19 protein-coding genes are annotated in these 18537 nt (G+C 50.4%); 9 read left to right on the forward strand and 10 right to left on the reverse strand.

Translation table 11 applies throughout. The features are described from left to right. Positions 1 to 239: 239 nt before the first annotated feature. The 5 genes from AWQ23_RS08295 to ffh all read right to left on the reverse strand — a co-directional run bounded on the left by AWQ23_RS08295 (position 240) and on the right by ffh (position 5445). On the reverse strand, positions 240 to 1304 hold the full coding sequence (locus tag AWQ23_RS08295; protein ID WP_062434315.1) for an anthranilate phosphoribosyltransferase family protein: 1065 nt from the start codon (positions 1302 to 1304) through the stop codon (positions 240 to 242). Positions 1305 to 1379: 75 nt separating this feature from the next. Next, positions 1380 to 2561, reverse strand: a complete 1182-nt coding sequence (locus tag AWQ23_RS08300) for a HEAT repeat domain-containing protein (RefSeq protein ID WP_062434318.1) — start codon at positions 2559 to 2561, stop codon at positions 1380 to 1382. A gap of 122 nt (positions 2562 to 2683) precedes the next feature. Beyond that, positions 2684 to 3502 carry a Dam family site-specific DNA-(adenine-N6)-methyltransferase gene (locus AWQ23_RS08305; RefSeq protein ID WP_083500700.1) on the reverse strand — a complete coding sequence of 273 codons (819 nt, stop codon included), beginning with the start codon at positions 3500 to 3502 and terminating at the stop codon, positions 2684 to 2686. 79 nt (positions 3503 to 3581) lie between these two features. Next, positions 3582 to 3956 carry a group 1 truncated hemoglobin gene (locus tag AWQ23_RS08310; protein ID WP_030006991.1) on the reverse strand — a complete coding sequence of 125 codons (375 nt, stop codon included), beginning with the start codon at positions 3954 to 3956 and terminating at the stop codon, positions 3582 to 3584. A gap of 52 nt (positions 3957 to 4008) precedes the next feature. Then, entirely contained in the window at positions 4009 to 5445 is a 1437-nt protein-coding gene (ffh, locus tag AWQ23_RS08315) for a signal recognition particle protein (protein ID WP_062434324.1), read from the reverse strand. A gap of 169 nt (positions 5446 to 5614) precedes the next feature. Between ffh and crtD the strand changes: the two genes are divergently transcribed. The 5 genes from crtD to urtE all read left to right on the forward strand — a co-directional run bounded on the left by crtD (position 5615) and on the right by urtE (position 9168). Next, on the forward strand, positions 5615 to 7114 hold the full coding sequence (gene crtD, locus AWQ23_RS08320; protein WP_062434327.1) for a C-3',4' desaturase CrtD: 1500 nt from the start codon (positions 5615 to 5617) through the stop codon (positions 7112 to 7114). Positions 7115 to 7188: 74 nt separating this feature from the next. Then, positions 7189 to 7461, forward strand: a complete 273-nt coding sequence (locus AWQ23_RS08325) for a type II toxin-antitoxin system Phd/YefM family antitoxin (protein WP_062434330.1) — start codon at positions 7189 to 7191, stop codon at positions 7459 to 7461. After that, positions 7442 to 7711 carry a Txe/YoeB family addiction module toxin gene (locus tag AWQ23_RS08330; protein ID WP_062434333.1) on the forward strand — a complete coding sequence of 90 codons (270 nt, stop codon included), beginning with the start codon at positions 7442 to 7444 and terminating at the stop codon, positions 7709 to 7711. The genes AWQ23_RS08325 and AWQ23_RS08330 overlap by 20 nt, the downstream gene beginning before the upstream one ends. Before the next feature lie 90 nt (positions 7712 to 7801). Next, entirely contained in the window at positions 7802 to 8326 is a 525-nt protein-coding gene (locus AWQ23_RS08335; RefSeq protein ID WP_062434336.1) for a peptidylprolyl isomerase, read from the forward strand. A 116-nt stretch (positions 8327 to 8442) separates the two neighbouring features. Beyond that, the gene (gene urtE, locus AWQ23_RS08340; RefSeq protein WP_030006985.1) at positions 8443 to 9168 is read left to right on the forward strand and encodes an urea ABC transporter ATP-binding subunit UrtE; all 726 of its coding nucleotides are present in this window, start codon (positions 8443 to 8445) and stop codon (positions 9166 to 9168) included. Here the strand turns inward: urtE and AWQ23_RS08345 are convergent. Continuing rightward, positions 9165 to 10067, reverse strand: a complete 903-nt coding sequence (locus AWQ23_RS08345) for a histone deacetylase (RefSeq protein ID WP_030006984.1) — start codon at positions 10065 to 10067, stop codon at positions 9165 to 9167. The genes urtE and AWQ23_RS08345 overlap by 4 nt on opposite strands. Before the next feature lie 263 nt (positions 10068 to 10330). On the opposite strand from AWQ23_RS08345, the gene AWQ23_RS08350 reads away from it, so the two are divergent. After that, positions 10331 to 10618 (forward strand): RNA-binding protein, encoded by a 288-nt coding sequence (locus AWQ23_RS08350; protein ID WP_012307242.1) that lies wholly within the window; start codon positions 10331 to 10333, stop codon positions 10616 to 10618. A gap of 119 nt (positions 10619 to 10737) precedes the next feature. Here AWQ23_RS08350 and glnA read toward each other — a convergent pair whose 3' ends face one another. After that, the gene (glnA, locus tag AWQ23_RS08355; RefSeq protein ID WP_062434340.1) at positions 10738 to 12159 is read right to left on the reverse strand and encodes a type I glutamate--ammonia ligase; all 1422 of its coding nucleotides are present in this window, start codon (positions 12157 to 12159) and stop codon (positions 10738 to 10740) included. Between the two features lie 572 nt (positions 12160 to 12731). On the opposite strand from glnA, the gene apcB reads away from it, so the two are divergent. Then, positions 12732 to 13241 (forward strand): allophycocyanin subunit beta, encoded by a 510-nt coding sequence (gene apcB / locus AWQ23_RS08360; protein WP_062434343.1) that lies wholly within the window; start codon positions 12732 to 12734, stop codon positions 13239 to 13241. Between the two features lie 107 nt (positions 13242 to 13348). On the opposite strand, the gene AWQ23_RS08365 is transcribed toward apcB, so the two are convergent. Next, on the reverse strand, positions 13349 to 14266 hold the full coding sequence (locus AWQ23_RS08365; protein ID WP_012307245.1) for a LysR family transcriptional regulator: 918 nt from the start codon (positions 14264 to 14266) through the stop codon (positions 13349 to 13351). A 228-nt stretch (positions 14267 to 14494) separates the two neighbouring features. On the opposite strand from AWQ23_RS08365, the gene AWQ23_RS08375 reads away from it, so the two are divergent. Further along, complete coding sequence (locus AWQ23_RS08375) at positions 14495 to 15667, forward strand: S-layer homology domain-containing protein (RefSeq protein ID WP_062434349.1); 1173 nt, start codon at positions 14495 to 14497, stop codon at positions 15665 to 15667. Here AWQ23_RS08375 and hisF read toward each other — a convergent pair. Beyond that, entirely contained in the window at positions 15657 to 16439 is a 783-nt protein-coding gene (gene hisF / locus AWQ23_RS08380) for an imidazole glycerol phosphate synthase subunit HisF (protein WP_012307249.1), read from the reverse strand. The genes AWQ23_RS08375 and hisF overlap by 11 nt on opposite strands. Before the next feature lie 205 nt (positions 16440 to 16644). Here hisF and AWQ23_RS08385 point away from each other — a divergent pair, with 205 nt between their 5' ends. Continuing rightward, positions 16645 to 16941, forward strand: coding sequence for a hypothetical protein (locus tag AWQ23_RS08385; protein ID WP_030006981.1), 297 nt, complete (start codon positions 16645 to 16647; stop codon positions 16939 to 16941). On the opposite strand, the gene AWQ23_RS08390 is transcribed toward AWQ23_RS08385, so the two are convergent. Beyond that, positions 16938 to 18530, reverse strand: coding sequence for a SpoIID/LytB domain-containing protein (locus AWQ23_RS08390; RefSeq protein WP_062434352.1), 1593 nt, complete (start codon positions 18528 to 18530; stop codon positions 16938 to 16940). The genes AWQ23_RS08385 and AWQ23_RS08390 overlap by 4 nt on opposite strands. Positions 18531 to 18537: the final 7 nt, after the last annotated feature.

The following is an 18537-nucleotide window of genomic DNA, read 5'->3' on the forward strand; positions in this document are numbered from 1 at the left end:
CAAAAAACAAGACTGGCTTTTGGTATCAATGGTTGAGAAAAACGCCAGGCGAGATTTCTCACATTCACATATATAACGATGGGCCGCCACAAAAAACAAGCCCAGTTCTTTTATTAACGAAAAAGTATTATTCCGGTATCTTCCCTTTAGTCTAGACGGAAAATGTTGTTTTTACAAATTTTTAAGATTGTGAACAATAAAAATATTAGATGGCAATCATTGGTGTGATTGTTGAAATTTTAGGAGGCGATTCTTGCCCCTAAATCAGCCTTGAGAGCCGTGAGGGTTGCTTGTAATTTTCCGGTTTTGACCCAGGTTTGGGCTAAATCTAAACCACTTTGGAGATCCTTGACTTGCCCACAATGCCACAAATAAAAGCCCCCATTCCACACAGCAGAATCGCTTAGCGGTGAAGGCTGTCCCTGGAGAAGCGCAGCGAGATCTTGATAGTATTGCTCCGGGCTTTCTAGGTGAATGTCTTCGCCTCCTAAACCGTAGTCATAGGGATTGGGCTTGAGATAGACAAATCCATCGGCGGATTCGGTTTGATTGGTGACCACAATGGTGGTCTGGGAAATCCGTAGATCGCCACTACCCTCTAAGCCCTTGATCAGGGTGTAGGGAGGATTGCCCCGTTCTGTAAAAGTATCGCGAATAATCGCTTCGGTGGGGGGGTGTACATAACCCGCGATGGTGTGGGCTTGGCGATCGCCAGAGGGCGACCAGACCAATTCGAGGGTTGCTAGGGACGGGCGTTTGCCCAATTCTTCGCGGTAGGAAATCAGGGTTTGGCTAGCGGGCAGGAGCGTCGGCGTATAGCAGCAGGCAAAGTGGGTGCGCTGGAAGTAGCTTTGTAGTTGCGCAAAACTGAGGGCTTGGAAATCGAGGCCCAGGGCTTGCCAAATTTCTCCGAGGGGGAGGCCATATTTCGTCGGCAGGCGATCGCCACCATGCATGAGCACGGGCACCCCAGCCGTTTTCAAAATTAAAGCCGTGATCGGTGCAATGGGGGCTGTTTTGGTGCGGCCATCGTAGGGAATCCCTAGGATAAATACTTTTTCTCCGTTGGGGAGGGGGTCTAATTTTTGGCTGCGGCGGTCATAGGCATCGAGCATCCCTGCTAGTTCTACCCCGGTAGGCCGTTTAATCCGTTGGGAAATGAGGAAGGCCCCGATTTGGGCGGGAGTCGCGGTACCATCGAGCATCATGTCTAGGGCGATCGCCGCTTCGGCACGGGTCAAACTTTTGCTGGTGTGTTTACCGCTGCCAACTTTCTTCAGTAGCTCACGAAATTCGGTACTCATGGGGCCTTGCTGTGGGTGGGGAATGGATGTTCTCAGATTAAGAAATAATTAGCTTAACTGATTGGCTTCTAAAAATCAGCTAACTTCGGAACTTGCGGCGATGCCAATTTTTTTCAGGGCGGCGATCGCATGGAGTTGGATCGGTTTTTCGAGGCTTTGGCTAAAGGCAGTTAGTAAAGCCTGGGCGCGGGGATCCTGGAGCTGGCCGAGGGCATAAATGAATGCTTGTTGAATCGGCAGGGGTTGGGGCTGGGAAACCTTTTGCCAAAACTGCAGCAAAATTGTTGTTCCCTGCCCCCGCAGGTTCGGTTCGGTGATTCGGCCAAATGCCTTGAGAGTTTCTAAAACCACTGTGTCAGCCCCATGGTGAAGCAAGGGTTCGAGCTGGGTTAAACTTTCTGGAATGGCTAACCAACCGAGGGCTTGGATCAGGTTACATTGTAATGGTTCGGGCGTATGGGGGGATTGCAGCACGGTGGCGATCGCCTCGGCAGCTTGGGGAATCGGAAAACGACTGAGGGTAAACCCGGCCTGGGCACAAACCTCCAGGTTGAAATCGTAGAGCAACGGCTGGACTTTTTCGCACAACAAAACCGGATCAATGGACTGGCCCCAAAAGCCCAAACCCTTAACTGCTTCCCGACGCACTGGGGCCGCCGTATCTGTGAGGGCAGACAACAGGGCGGTAAAAATTTCTGGTTGGCGAAATTGACTGAGGGTTTCAATGGCTAAGGAACGGATTTGCGGATCTGGATCATCAATGACCGTCAGCAGGGGATCAATAATTTGCGGATAGCGTAATTTACAAAGGGCGTTTACGGCGAGGCTACGACTTTCTGGCTTGGCCAACAGCGGCACTAGATAATCCACGGCCTTTCCTTCTAGCTGCACCAACGTTCTCATGATTTCTTCGAGGAGGAATTCTTCTGAACAATGGTCAATGAGCAAGATCAGACGGGCGATCGCCTCAGGATCTTGGTATTGTCCCAAAATACGAATCGCAAACCACCGTAATTCTGTCTCAGCGGTGTGATCTTCAGCGATGCTCAGGAGAGGGGCGATCGCTGTTGAGCCTAATTTTGCAAAAACCTTAACCAGTCGCCAGCGTTCTTGAAATGTCCCTTCCCGGAGTAACTGAAAGGCCCAGGCTTGGGCGGTGGGTTCTTGGCGAAGATCCGCCATTGTACATAACTGCAAAAATTCCTGGAGTGTTGGCGGTTGGGCAACATCAGACAGTGCTGTATTTCTTCGCCCCATGAATTCACTCCCCTTACCAAGACATAAAAAGTTGACAGACCTTCAAGGTAAGTTCCTCTCGCCGGAAAACTGGTATCACAATTTACAGGGTGCCTGAAATGGTTGCAGAAATTGCATGAACCCTATGTATTCAACAAATCTTTTGCTGCCAAATTACGGAAGGCGAGCATCTCTTTAGCCGGAGTGCGATCGCCGTTGCAGGCAATGCGTCGTGGGGCGCTTAAGGTCGTCACGGTAAAACCCAAACTTTGATACAGATCTAAAATTCTGGGCGTGGCTTGATTAGAAGCAATTGTTGGCGCGGTTTGTGCTGCCAGCCAGGTGGCTAATCGCTCTTGATCGGCCCAACTAAACCCCCCGGCAGCATACTGACGAAACTCCACATCATAGGGCGGATCAGCATAAATAAAACTATGGTCAGCAACTGGAATTTTCTCGAAATCTCCCCATTGAAACTGCCAAGCTTGAAATAACTTTTTGTAGGCAAAAAAATCATCCCTATAGTTAATCGAACGATATCGCCCGAAAGGGACATTAAATTTTCCCTGGGAATTGAATCGACACAAGCCATTAAACCCAGTCCGGTTTAAATAATAAAATAAACTCGCGGCTTCTTGGGTCTCGCTCTGATTATTTTCAATCAATTCATTAAAACGGTCTCGGCATTGATAATATAAATCAGCATCATTTGCCATTAAAATACTACTTTTTAGGCCTTTTTTGAGTTGCTGATAAAAATTAATTAAATGAAAATTAACGTCATTTAAAATTGCTTTTTGCGGAACCAAACCCAAGGCGATCGCCAAGCCACCACAGAACGGCTCAATTAATTGATAGTCTTGGTAGCCTTGCCAAATTAACCGTAATTTAGGGACTAACCAACGCTTACCCCCAGCCCACTTTAGGGGCGGTTTTAACTGCTCTGAATTAATCATAGCCATAAAAAAGATGGGGCTTTTTGGTCATTGTTCCCCATCCATCGTCTGATTTCACTGTGCAATGGTCGATCGATACTAACGACTAACGGTTTAAAACATCATTGCGGTGCTGCACTGAACCCACAATGGTGACGACTTCATCGATTAAATCTTGGGACACATTTAATTCCTGGAGGGTCAACACCAAATTTTCGGCGATCGCATCGAAATGGACATCCGTTAGACCCGCATTTTTAACTAAATCTTGATGGGCAGCCCGCATCGAACGACCCGGAAATCGATCCGTGCCCCCAAAAGCATAGGTCATAAAATCCTTTTGGTGTTGCTTCTGTTTGGCCATGTCAGTATTGACAAAAAAACGATTAACTCGTTCATCGGCCAGAACCTTACCGTAGAATTTCTCCACCGCCAGATCAACTGCCGCTGCGCCGCCTAACTTTTCATACAAACTAGCCATGGACGAATCTCCGTTTATTTGGCACCATTTCATTCATCGTAGCAACGAAAACCTAGAGGTCAGCAAAACCTTTTTTCTTTTTCGCCTTTTTCTTTTTCTTCGGTGCGCCACCACGACCGGGACGTCCGCCCATCCCAGGCATTCCCCCACCGAACAGATCACCGAGTCCACCCATCCCAGGTAAGCCTCCCCCTTGACCCATCTGCTGCATCATCTTCCGCATCCGGGTAAAGTCAGCAATGAGTTTTGAGACATCTTTTTCTGATAACCCAGAGCCCTTGGCAATACGGGTACGACGCTTGGGCGTTTGGGCTAATACATCCGGATTTTTGCGCTCCTCCTTGGTCATGGAGTTGATCATGGTTTCCACGCGCTTCAGTTGCACTTCCCCCTGTTCGAGCATATTTTTATCAATCTTGTTCCCCATGCCAGGGATGAGCTTCAGCATGCCCCCCAGGGAACCCATATTTTTTAACAGGCGCATCTGCTTGAGAAAGTCATCAAAGTCAAAGCGGGCTTCGAGTAACTTGGCCTGCATTTCCTCGACGTCGGACAGATCAACGGCTTCCTGGGCCTTTTCGACGAGGGTCAGCACATCGCCCATGTTGAGGATACGGGACGCTAAACGGTCTGGATAGAATGGTTCTAGGGCTTCTACTTTTTCACCAACCCCAATAAATTTGATCGGTTGACCAGAGATCATCCGCACAGATAGGGCCGCACCACCTCTGGTATCCCCATCCATCTTGGTGAGAATGGCCCCGGTAACGCCAATTTCTTCGTGGAAGGTGCGGGTTAAACTAGCAGCCTCTTGGCCCGTCATCGAGTCAACGACCAACAAAGTATCGTCAGGGTTAATCGTGTCTTTAATTTGCTTGAGTTCGGCCATCATGTCGGCATCAATCTGCAAGCGACCCGCCGTATCCACGAGGACGACATCAACACCGAGTTCTTTGGCCTTTTCAACCCCTTGTTTGGCAATGTCAACGGGATTGGCGTCACTACCCAGGTCAAACACGGGCACGTCAATTTGTTCACCGAGGGTTTTGAGCTGATCGATCGCCGCTGGACGGTAAACGTCGGTTGCGACCATCAGGGCGGTTTTATTTTGCTTGCGGAGATAGAGGGAAAGTTTGGCGGTGGCGGTGGTTTTCCCCGTCCCCTGCAGCCCGGCCATGAGAATTACGGAGGGCTTATTTTCTGCTTCGGCGAGGGGAACGTTGCTTTCCCCCATGATTTTGACGAGTTCGTCGTAGACAATTTTGATGAACTGTTGCCCTGGGTTAACGCCAGAAATAACTTCTGCACCGACTGCCGCTTTTTCCACATCAGAAATAAAGCCCTTGACCACCTGGAGGTTGACGTCGGCTTCGAGGAGGGCGCGACGAACTTCCTTTAGGGCTTCTTTGATGTTAGATTCGCTGATTTTGTCCTGGCCCCGGAGGGATTTCCAGGCATCTTCTAGGCGTTCGGCTAGGGCGTCAAACATAGGTCTTTTCTCTGGGTGGGCTGTTTAGTGACTGTCTAAATACTTTACCAAGTTGCGGACTGTAGCAGGTTCGGCAATCTCTCTTTATCAGGGGCGATCGCCTTTTTGTCAAGAAAGGTAAAATTTTGGACAATAGGGAAAGGTAAAGAATTGTAACGGATGTTTCGGGATGAGTAAGGGCAAGATTGCGGTCATTGGGGCGGGCATTGGTGGCTTAACGGCGGCGGCTCTGTTGGCGAAACGGGGCTACGATGTCACGGTCTATGAACAGGCGGCGATCGCCGGGGGCTGTGCATCCACTTTTAAGCGTCGGGGTTTTACCTTCGATGTAGGGGCGACCCAGGTGGCGGGCTTAGAAGCAGGGGGGATTCACCAGCGTATTTTTCAAGAATTGGACGTCGCTTTACCCGAAGCCACAGTTTGTGATCCGGCTTGTGCGGTGTTTTTACCGGGCGAAACAGAACCCATTAATGTTTGGCGTGATGCTGAAAAATGGGAAGTTGAGCGGCTTAAACAATTTCCCAAAAGCGAAAATTTTTGGAATTTATTAAAGGTTTTATTTGCGGCGAGTTGGCAATTTCAAGGCCGCGATCCGGTGGTGCCACCCCGTAATCCTTGGGATATTTTGCAGTTAATCAAGGCATTTCGTTTAGATACATTGATCACAGTTCCCTTTGCTTTGATGACGGTTTTAGACGCGTTGAAATTATGTGGTGTTGCGGCAGATCAAAGGTTGAAAATTTTTTTGGATTTGCAGTTAAAGCTGTACTCCCAAGTTGATAGTTCCGAAACCGCACTACTCTACGGTGCGACGGCCCTCGCCGTTTCCCAAACGCCCCAAGGTTTATTTCATCTCCAGGGTAGTATGCAAGCCTTGAGCGATCGCCTGATCGAAGCCCTCGAAAAACATGGGGGGAAATTACTCACTCGCCACCGCATTAAGGAAATTAACTTGGGTCAAACCAAGCCTCAATTAACAGTCTTTGATCAGCGTCAAAATGAAATTTTTACACAAGCTTTTGATCATGTAGTCGCGAACACCACGGTTCAAGATTTAATTAAAATTTCAGAGCATCCGCCCGAATCAATTTTCAAAAAAATCTATCAAAAACGCATTGAAAATTTGCCAGATCCATCGGGAGCCTTTGTTGTTTACTTAGGGGTCAAGGAAGCGGCAATTCCCAAAAATTGTCCACCTCACCTGCAATTTCTCTATGATTATGACCAAGCAATTGGCGAGAATAATTCTCTCTTTGTTTCGGTGAGTAAGCCGAATGATGGTCGCGCCCCAGAGGGTCACCGGACGATTATCGCCTCTTCTTTTGTCGATCCTGATCCCTGGTTTGGGGAAGATTACGCCGAACGGAAGGAGCGTTACACCCAGGAGGCGATCGCCAAATTAGGCCGCTATTTTGACCTTTCCCCAGAAAATATCATTGTTCAAGAAGCCGGAACGCCGCGCACCTTTGCTTTCTATACGGCCCGACACAAAGGCTTTGTTGGCGGTGTAGGACAGCGAATTTCCACCTTTGCGCCCTTTGGATTCGCCACCAGAACACCGTTTAAAAATGTTTGGCTCGTGGGAGATTCTGTCCATCCGGGAGAAGGTACAGCTGGGGTAAGTTATTCTGCCCTGACCGCTGTACGCCAAATTGAACAGGTCAGCTAAAAGGTGATCGCCATCGAAATTATCTCTTACTATGTACGGTAGTTCCGTACATTTATTTTTGAACACACACAAGTATGGATACAGTCAGCGTCAATCAATTTCGTGAAAACCTGAAATCTTTTGTGGAGACCGTAATTGCCGATCATCTTCCCCTTAAGGTGACTCGGCGGAATGGCAAAGATTTTATTGTGATCAGTGCTGAAGATTGGGAGAGAGAGCAGGAAACGCTTTACATATTGCAAAATAACGTTCTCATGCAACAAATTAAAGACTCCCTCGAAACCCACACGAAACAACAAGGCTATCAACCCAACGCGGAGGCAATGGATGAGATCCTTGGTTTTTGAGGGAAATACATGGGAAATCTACGAAAAATTGCGCCAGAAAAATCCAACCCTCCACAAATCACTACGTAAAGTGCTAAAAGATATGTTGCGAGACGATCCAAGCATTGGCATCGGAAAACCAGAACCCCTTAAACACAACTTATCGGGCTTTTGGTCAAGACGCATCAGTCAAAAAGATCGCCTAATTTACAAATTTGATGACCAAGCCGTCTACATCTTTGCGATTGGTGGGCATTATGAGTCGTTCTAGCGCATTTGACTCAATGAAGAGGCGATCGCCCCTGACCACCCTTGCAGTACCATTTGGTTAAAGAGACGACATTTTTTAGGACAAGTAATCGTGAGCGAACAGCCCAACCCCAAAGTTTTTTTTGATATCACCATCGGCGGCGAAAGTGCCGGACGCATTGTTTTTGAACTACGGGCCGACGTTGCCCCCAAAACCGCTGAAAATTTCCGCGCCCTCTGCACTGGCGAAAAAGGCATCGGCAAACGGGGCAAACCTCTCCATTACAAAGGCTCTAAATTCCACCGGGTGATCCCTGAATTTATGTGCCAAGGGGGAGACTTTACCAATGGCAACGGTACTGGCGGCGAATCCATCTACGGCGACACCTTTGCCGACGAAAGCTTTGAACTGCGCCACAATGTCCCAGGTTTGCTGAGTATGGCGAACCGTGGCCCCAATACCAATGGCTCTCAATTCTTCATCACTACGACCCTAACCCCTTGGCTCAACGGTAAGCACGTGGTCTTCGGCAAGGTTATTGAAGGCATGGATGTGGTCAAAGCCATGGAAGCCCAGGGTTCTGGTAGCGGTGCCCCAAAACAGGAAATTGCGATCGCCGATTGTGGTGAGCTCTAAATCTGGCAGCGCGGGACGCATTTAAAAAAATACTGCTGTTTTTGTTACGAAATGGGGGGAGAATTCCTGTCTATGATTAGGGAGCCAATATTCCCCCTTTTTGTTTTTCTGAAACCATGACCCAAGCTAACGATGCCCCAGTTCTGAATGTTTCTGATCTCAATGTCTATTACGGTGAAAGTCACATTTTGCGGAATGTGGATTTGAATGTGCCCCAAGGGGAGATGGTTTGTCTAATTGGTCGCAATGGCGTCGGCAAAACAACGCTTCTGAAAACAATTATGGGATTGTTGCCGCCCCGCACCGGAAAACTGCGTTTTATGGGCCAGGAAATTAATTCCCTCGCGACGGATCGCCGTGCCCGGTCTGGGATTGGCTATGTTCCCCAAGGACGAGAAATTATTCCCCGGGTTACGGTTAAGGAAAATCTCCTCCTCGGCCTAGAAGCTTTACCCAAGGGCCGTCGCAATAAGAGTAATATTCCCTCAGAAATTTTGAATTTATTCCCAATGCTTAAGGAGATGCTGCACCGGATGGGGGGCGATCTGAGTGGGGGTCAGCAGCAGCAGTTGGCGATCGCCCGCGCTTTAATGGGTCGACCAAAGTTACTAATCCTAGATGAACCCACCGAAGGAATTCAGCCGTCGATCATTTTAGAAATCGAAGCGGCTGTGAAACAAATTATTGCGGAAACGGGGATTTCAGTGCTTTTAGTCGAGCAACACTTGCACTTTGTGCGCCAAGCTGACCGTTACTACGCGATGCAGAAAGGGGGCATTGTTGCTTCTGGGAGTACCCATGAACTCAGCCAGGCTGTCATCCAGGAATTTTTGGCCGTTTAATAAACATCTCGCGCCGCCCGATGGAGCAGGGAATGGCGATATACAAGGTCATGGATATTTTTCGCATAGCCCCCACCAATCACACAGGCCACGGGATAGCCCGCCGCCAAGCAGGTACTCAACACCAGCCGTTCCCGCCGATACAGACCCGTGTTCGTCATCGCTAATTTACCGAGGCGATCGCCCACATGGGTATCCACCCCCGCATCGTAAAACACCAAATCCGGCTTCACCTGACTCAAAAGATCTTCTAGATGGTGCGCCAAAATTTGCAGGTAGCCATCGTCGTCCAATCCTTCCGGTAGGCCAAGGTCTAAATCACTGCGCTGCTTTTGGCTGGGAAAATTCACCTCGCAGTGCATCGAAAAGGTAAATACCGTCGGGTCATCTTGGAAAATAAACGCCGTGCCGTCCCCCTGGTGCACATCGAGATCGACGATTAAAATCCGCTGCGCCAAGCCCCGTTGCTGAATTGTCCGGGTGGCGATCGCCAAATCATTCAAAATACAAAATCCTGACCCATAGCCCGGAAAAGCATGGTGTGTCCCCCCTGCCGTATTACAGGCCAACCCATGCTCTAGGGCCAACTGCGCCGTCAAAATCGTTCCTCCCACCGCCGTCAAAGTCCGTTGGACGACCCCCGCACTCCAGGGCAAACCAATGCGCCGTTGGGCCTTTGGGGTCAAGGTTCCCTGGCAATAGGCCGTCACATAGTCCGGTTCGTGGACAAGTTCTAGCCAGGCTCGATCTGGCAATTGCGGTTGGTAAACTTGCTCCGGTTGAATCACCCCATCCCCCAACAGCAACCCATGCAATAACCGAAACTTCGGCATCGGGAAACGATGCTCCTCCGGAATCGGCGTCACATAATCAGGATGATAAACAACCGGAAACCCCATACAATGCCCCCCAAATTAGCAACTTATCCTCCCAGGATTGTAAAGAATTTTTGCAGTAAGAGTCGTAGGATTAACTTTTCCCTGCCCAAGACCCTCAAAAATTGAAACATCTGATTAAAAATCAAATCGAGCAGCTATAATCAGACGTAACAAGATAAGGATTTGATCCAGTTAAGTAAGATTGTCTAAAGTTTTCCTGACTGCGTAGCTTTCCGAATCTCTGCCCTCTACGATTCTCCGATTCGGAAGAATATTCGTTAATTATGTCGATTTACATTGGAAATTTGTCCTATCAGGTTACTGATGAGGACCTAAAAGAAACCTTCGCCGAATATGGCAAGGTAAACCGTGTCCAAGTTCCCACTGACCGGGAAACTGGCAGACCGAGAGGATTCGCCTTTGTGGAAATGTCTAGCGAAGACGAAGAAAATGCGGCCATTGAAGCCCTAGATGGTGCTGAATGGATGGGTCGTGACCTCAAGGTTAACAAAGCAAAACCCCGTGAAGACCGTCGTCCGGCTTCCCGTGGGGGTGGCCGTAGCCGCTACTAAAGCATTTTTCGTAGCATTACTACTCGACACAGCCATTTAGTCTAGCTGTCGTCACAAATAAATTAATTTGTTTCCCACTACCATCGGCAGTGGGATTTTTTATGGAGCTAGGTTGCCGTTTAGCAATCGTAATAAAGGGCAAATTCGTAGGGATGGGGCCGTAACCGGAGGGGATTCACTTCGGCGTCTAATTTGTACTCAATCCAATTCTCAATGAAATCTGTCGTAAAGACACCGCCCGCCGTTAAAAAATCATGATCCTGCTGGAGAGCTTCGAGGGCGGCTTCTAGGGAAGCGGGAGTTGAAGGAATTTTGCTCAGTTCCTCTGGGGTCAAATCGTAGATATCGACATCTAGGGGATCACCTGGATCAATGGCGTTTTTAATACCATCAATGCCCGCACAGAGCATCGCCGCAAAGGCTAGATAGGGGTTGGCCGTGGCATCAGGGCAACGGAATTCAAGGCGTTTGGCTTTGGGGTTTGGCCCAGACAGGGGAATGCGCACCGACGCCGAACGATTTCCTTGGGAATAGGCTAAATTCACCGGAGCCTCGAAGCCGGGAACAAGACGTTTGTATGAGTTGGTACTGGGATTAGAAAAAGCGAGCAGGGCTGGGGCGTGTTTGAGGATGCCACCAATGTAATGGAGTGCCAGTTGACTGAGATTGGCGTAGCGATCGCCCCAAAATAGTGGTTGACCTTCTTTCCAGAGGGATTGGTGGGTGTGCATCCCGGAGCCGTTGTCGTTAAACAGTGGTTTCGGCATAAATGTCACGGTGCGGCCATACTTACGGGCGACATTTTTGATCACATACTTATAGGTCATCAAATAATCTGCGGCCTTGAGGAGCGTTGCAAAGCGAAACCCCAATTCATTTTGGCCCCCGGTGGCGACTTCGTGGTGGTGCTTTTCGATGGGAACGCCGCATTTCGCCATGGTCAGCAGCATTTCTGTGCGCATATCCTGGAGGGTATCCGTTGGTGGTACGGGGAAATACCCCTGTTTGTAGCCCGGTTTGTGGGCGAGATTGCCCCCCGGTTCTTTGCGGCCTGAATTCCAGCGACCCTCGATGCTATCAACGTAATAAAACCCTTTATTCTCCGTCTGGTCAAAACGCACATCATCAAACACGAAAAATTCTGCTTCGGGGCCAAAATAGGCGGTATCACCCAGGCCGGAGGCTGTGAGATAGTCCACGGCTTTTTGGGCAATGCTGCGGGGATCACGGCTGTACCACTCTCCTGTGCGGGGTTCTTTGATGGAACAAATGAGGCTGAGGGTTTTTTCTTTACAAAATGGATCGATCCAAGCGGTTGTGGGATCAGGCACCATCGCCATGTCAGACTCGTTAATCGCTTTCCAGCCTCGAATGCTTGAACCGTCAAAGGGCACCCCATCAACAAAGGAAGCTTCGTCCAGTTGATCTTGGTAAAACGAGCAATGTTGCCAAATGCCTGGCAGATCAACAAACTTGAGGTCAATAATTTGAATATTTTCCTCTTGGATCAGCCGTAGAACATCGGTTGCTGTCTGGGTCATGGTGGGGTGCCTCACAAACAATTCTTAATCTTCACTGGTAGGATCCGGCAAGCGATGGGATTCACGCCGACACAGTTCGCTTGATCCTAGAAAGAGTTATGGCAGTTCGTTGTAGTCTGGGTCACATCTCCACTGGTTGCGGCCCGGGAACTGTTTACTGTCAGGGTAGGTTAGATTTAAAGCTCCGGGTCAGGCGATCGCCAAAATTTCACCAAAATATTTACAGAAAGTCGCCCCATCTGACATGGATGGCCACAGCCTCGGTACAGCTTGGGAAAAACAAAAATCGTCTTTTAGATCTCAGATTTAGAGCAGTTTTATTATTTTTTTTAAAGAAATGTAATCAATACGGCCCGAAACCTGGGATTATAAATGCCGTATAAAATTACGAGAGAAGACATCCTCCACTCCTTTGGGCGACGTAAAACAGGCTCGTCCTGGAGTCTTTATCCGAAGGAAAAACCATGTACTTCAGTCATGGGAGTATGTCAATATAAAACGAAGCTTCTCATCCCCCTGGGATGATCCTTTTCTAAACGCGCTTAATAAAACTGCTGTTCGGAGAAAATTTAATGCGGGACGCTGTTACAAGTCTGATCAGAAATTACGATACCACCGGGCGTTACTTTGACCGTGATGCCATCGAGAGCCTCAAAGACTACTTTGCTTCGGGGAATGACCGAATCACCGTTGCGGCGATGATCAATAGTCAATCTGCGGAGATCGTCAAGGCCGCGGCCAATAGTCTCTTTGAAGCGGTTCCTGAACTGCTCTTAGCTGGGGGCAATGCTTATACGACCCGTCGCTTCTCTGCTTGCTTGCGGGACATGGACTACTACCTCCGCTATGGCACCTATGCCTTAATTGCTGGAGATATGGACGTCCTCAACGAGCGGGTCCTACAGGGTTTGAGAGAAACCTATAATTCCCTAGGGGTGCCCATTGCACCGACGGTTCGGGGAATTCAATTCCTCAAGGATGCGATTAAGGAAATGGCGGCGGCGGCTGGCATTGTGAATACGGCTTTTATCGATGAACCGTTTGACCACATGACCCGTGAACTGAGCGAAGTGGATCTCTAAATTAGTTGACGGCAACTAACTTACACCAATGGTGGGCTGTCACCTCAGTTCCTTGCTCTGACCCTGGTCGGGGCAATTTTTTTATGGGTCTTTTTCTAAACCGAGACCTAGGCACTAAGGGTATCGAGGCGCGGTTGAGAAAGAAGTTGGGTAATGAGACTACAAAAATATTGAATTGGGGGAATCTCTAGGCGATCGCTAGTCGTGACGAGGACAACTTCCCGCATATCCATGGCATCGGGTAAAGGTTTGACCACAAGGGCAGAATCAGTGCGGGCTTCGACGAGGGCAGATTGGGGCAAGAGGGCAATCATATCGCCCTGGCGTACCAGGCCACGGAAGGCATCGAGGCTATTGAGTTCAACGGTGGCCGTGGGGGCGAGGCCGTGGTTGGCGAGCTGATCTTGCACGTAGCGTTGCATACCGTAGCCGTCCTTAAAGACCACTTGAGGGTAGCTCGCGATATCGATCCAGCTTAATTTCTCCTTTTGGGCGAGGGGGTGATGTCTACTGAGGAGGACTTCAACGCTTTCTTTGTAGAGGGGCATCACGACCATATCGGGGCTGGCGGTGAGAAAGCGATTATTCATGACAATGGCCACATCCACAAGGCTATCCCGCAGCACTTTTAGGGCGCGATCGCTACCGAGGGCGGTGACTCGCAGTTGGGTTTGGGGGTACATCCGACAAAATTGTTGGAGTACAGGCGGCAGATGGTAGGCACAGACGGAATGAATGGCAGCGACGCAGAGTTCCGATTGATTGCCCGCGAGGAGATCATTGATTTCGGCACGGGCATTGTCCCAACTGCTACAAATTTTGCGGGCATAGGGCAGAAACCGTTCCCCCGCCAGGGTGAGTTTAACCTGGGCGCTGCGGTGAAAAAGGGGCATCCCGACGGCGGCCTCAAGGCTTTGAATTTGGCGACTGACGGTGGATTGGGTGACGCCACATTGCTGGGCTGCTTGACCAAAATTTCCGGTGGCGGCGATCGCCAAAAATGCTTGCAATTGCTCCAGGCGCATGGGTCATCCCCTTGGTTAAATGTTTTCCTGTCATGTGCCCAATGAGTTTACTGCATTGATTTTGGGGCTTTTTGTTCCGGATGTTACAAACCTCAAGAAAGGAAAAGGGCCAGGACTCAATAATCTGACAAAAATCTGGCAAGTCCTGCGGAAGAATCTATCATGGGGACAATTTGCGCCTGTGTTCAATCCGTGGCCGAGTGATTTGCCTCGGTTGCATCCCTAACTATGCCCAATATGAATCGCTCTAATCCTGATCCTCTGGTTCCTCCCCCTGACCATTGGGCGATGCCGTTTAGTAATCAGCTTGCCATGGTCAAGGGTTTAGGGGCTTGGTTTGGGCCTGGGTTTGATCCGGCTCGACCACTGACCCGGACTGAGTTTGCCAGGGTGCTAGCCCAATGTTTTGATCTACCTCGGCCCTGGGGCACTTTTGTGCCGGAATTCCCAGATGTTGCGCGCCAAGACCAAGCGGCGATCGCCCAAGCGGTCTCCATGGGATTTTTGATGGGTTATCCCGATGGCACCTTTCGCCCCCAAGCTGTGCTGAAACGGTTTGAAGTGCTAGAAGCGTTGGTACGGGGTTTAGGGTTGAGTCCAGGAAATCCAGCGGTATTACGGGCTTTTCGAGACTATGCCCAGATTCCTTCGACGGTGATGGGGGCGATCGCCGCTGCGACCCAACACCATTTGGTCGTGACCCAGCCCCAAATTGATCTGCGACCCCTCCAGCGGATCACCTGGGGGGAAATGGCCGCTTTTTTGCACCAAGCCTTGGTTTTGCAGGGGGAATTACCCGTTTTGGCTGCGCCTGGATTGGTCGATCCACTGCCCTATTTGCCGACCTTTAGCGATGTGCAAAACCACTGGGCCAAACCCTTTATCCAGGCGATCGCCAATCTTGGCTACATTCACGGTTCAGCCCGGGGCCAATTTTTCCCCGATCAGCCCCTCAATCGCGCCCAGTTTGCCCTGTGGATCCAAGCCATGTTTCACCCTAGTCCCCGACGGCCCCGGAAACAATTTTTCGATGTGCCGTCCCATTTGCCTGCCGCCGAGGCCATTCAACAGGGATATCAAGGCTGTTTTTTCTCTGGTTTTCCTGACCATACTTTCCAACCCCAGCAACCCCTACGGCGTGTCCATCTCCTCGTGGCGATCGCCCAGGGCCTGCGTTTACCACCAGGGGACATCGCTCTAACAGAACACTACGCAGATCAGGAAGAAATTCCCCCCTATGCCCAGGCAGCGGTGGCGACAGCTCTCCAGGCAAAAATTGGTGTGCTCCCCCAGGAAAAATCGATCCTCAAACCTTTGGCGATCGCCACCCGAGCGGAAGGCCTCGTTTATTGCCACCAAGCCTTGGTTTATGGCCAACGATTACTGCCCCTTACTGAGTGATTTGAGTTGGGCGCACGGGCACTTGATGCTGTTGGAGATAGGTCTTAATTTCGGCGACGGTCAGTTGACCATAGTGGAGCAACGAGGCTAAAAGGGCGGCCTCTGCTTTCCCCGTCGTCAGGGCTTCGTAAATATGCTGGGTGTTGCCCGCTCCCCCGGAGGCAATGACCGGAATTTCGACAGCATTGGCGATCGCCTTGGTCAGTTCGAGGTCATAACCCGCTTGGGTACCATCGGCATCCATACTCGTCACAAGCAGTTCCCCAGCGCCCCGTTGGGCCATTTCCTTCGCCCAGCCCAGGGCATCAATGCCGGTATTTTCGCGGCCGCCCCGCACATAAACATCCCAACCCGGATTGGCCGGATCTGGCCGACGTCGGGCGTCAATCGCCACCACAATGCACTGATTGCCAAATCGTTCGGCTGCTTCATTGATAAAATCCGGGTTCCGCACCGCCGAAGAATTGATACTGACTTTATCGGCCCCGGCCCGCAGGAGGTTTCTAATCTGGGCCGTGGTACTGATGCCACCGCCGACGGTGAGGGGAATAAAGACCTGTTCTGCGGTTTGGTAGACCACATCGATAATGGTGTCGCGGTCTTCGTGGGTGGCGGTAATATCGAGGAAAACCAATTCGTCAGCCCCCGCATCGTTATAAACCTTCGCCAACTCCACCGGATCGCCAGCATCCTTGAGATCGACAAAATTCACACCTTTGACAACCCGTCCAGCATTCACATCGAGGCAAGGCAAAATTCGTTTGGCGAGCATTTTAAAGGGGGTCTCCTAGGTCGGGGGGCAAGGTCATATTTTACCCCTTGCTCGCAACACTACAATTGCGATCGCCCCCAAGAAATTAGCAGAAATTTCACGAATTGTTTATCACAGAAATTAACCGATGCAGCGGCTCGGTTTGACCTTGAGAATTTTGCGGTGATTTAAAATGGGCCTGTGTGTGTTTCGCCGATCAGTGTTTATGCGTGTTGTAGCTCTCCAGGATGACATTCTCTGTATTCACCAAGATGATCTGCCCCCCTACAAAAAAGGCGGCTCGGTGGTGCGCAATAGTTATTTTTGGGCGTTGAAATCCATTGCTTGCTATACGCCGCGCCAGGGAGATTGGGAATTTGATCGGGTGGTGTGGGTTGCTTTAGGGCGGATGTTGATGGCCTTTACCACCTCCGGGTACCTCGGCAGTTCGGAAACAACTTTAGAATTTCCTGAGGCGATCGCCATCCCTGACTCTTTACGCGCCGTGGCCACCTATCTCTAGGGGGTTTCTCGCCAAAAGACAATGGACTCATCTAAGGGCTGGAGGGTTGTGCCAGGATAGTAAAACTGGAGGATCCGCGCTGCTGACCAGCCCAAGTTAGCGAGATTGTAGGAGCCATATTGACTCATGCCGACCCCATGGCCGAACCCACCGCCCACAAAGGTATAGCCCGTGAGTTGATTTTGGGGATTGAGGTTGGGTTGTAGGTAAAACAGGGTACTGCGGGGCGGCCCCAGGGCACTGCGAATCTCATTTTTCAGGAGTTTGACAATGCCCCGGTCGGTGGTGACATCCAACTCCAGGACACGACCCGAAGGCGATCGCCGCTTAATCTCTAATTTTTGTACCGTTTGGATGCCCGCGAGGGGATTTTGGGTGCGCTCTAGATAGGTTTGTAGAGTCGTGGCTAATTCCTGGAGAGTGGCGGATCTTTCCCAACGGAATACCGTGCGGCCCGTTTCATTAAAGCCTTGGTTGAGAGCGATAAATTTCCGAAACGCTTGTTCATCAGCGAGGGAGTTGCCTTTTAAATCCCAAACCGGATTCGGAGAATCAATCACGGCTTTGAGATAAGGTCGCTCTGCTCCGTCCCACACATCACTAAAGGAGGCCGTCACTCCCCCGGTAGTGGAAGAATACAGGGCATCGACTAATTCATTGTTGTAGGTGAGCACTAAACCTTTGGTGCGGGCGATCGCCTGGTCAATGCGGGGACTAGTGCCCTGGAGACCTTTATAAACTTGGCAATGGATCGTGGCACAGAGTTCGTAATCATCAGCTTCAAAACGCCGTAAATTGCGTAGAGCGTAGGTGCGGGCAATGATTGTCTGGGCTTCGACGGCATTATCAGGGGCATTGGGGCCAATTTCGTGGGGCACAACACCCCGTAAATACACCTCAATATCGACGTCATTAACAAGGGTAAAAGTACCGTAGGCGTTCGGCTGGAGCCTCAGTTCCCCGGCAAAGCGACTTTCTGGGCCGCCGTCTTCTTGGACATTAAACAAACCGTTGCGCGAACGGATCGTCACATTGGCCCGATTGTACCGGTACCCCCCCACCACAAAGGAGGCGATCGCCTTTTCGGTGCGCACCGTCGAACTGAGATAAGGGGTGGTGTAACCCTTCGCTTTTAATTCCTGGAGCAACAACCGCCGGAGGAGGGGCGTTTGGTAGACATCCCGTTTCGCCCACACTTGCCAGCGACCGGGTTGGGTGATTTCTACTTCAATGCCGAGGGAACGCCAAAATTTTGCGCTGTCCTCTGCCGTCTCAAAGGTACCTTGGTCACTGAGGACGATATATTCCGCTAATTCCGCCTGGGACAAGGATTGCTGGGCGACCTCCAGGGTGACTTGATTGGTCTGGAGCGTTTGTTGTTGGCCGCCGCTGATAATGTCCACCTCAAGGCGATCGCCCGGCAGACTGGAGATGGTCAAAGTATCGTTTTGCTCTTCTCCGAATCGTTGGACAATGCCCACTTCGATCTCAACGGCATTACCGGGCAAAGCCCCCGGCCCCCATAGTCCAAGTCCGATCCATAGCCCCAATCCGAGCCACTGCCCCTGAAATTTAGCACTGCGCACCATGGCGAGT

Source organism: Picosynechococcus sp. PCC 73109 (assembly GCF_001521855.1).
Classification (GTDB): Bacteria; Cyanobacteriota; Cyanobacteriia; order Cyanobacteriales; family MRBY01; genus MRBY01.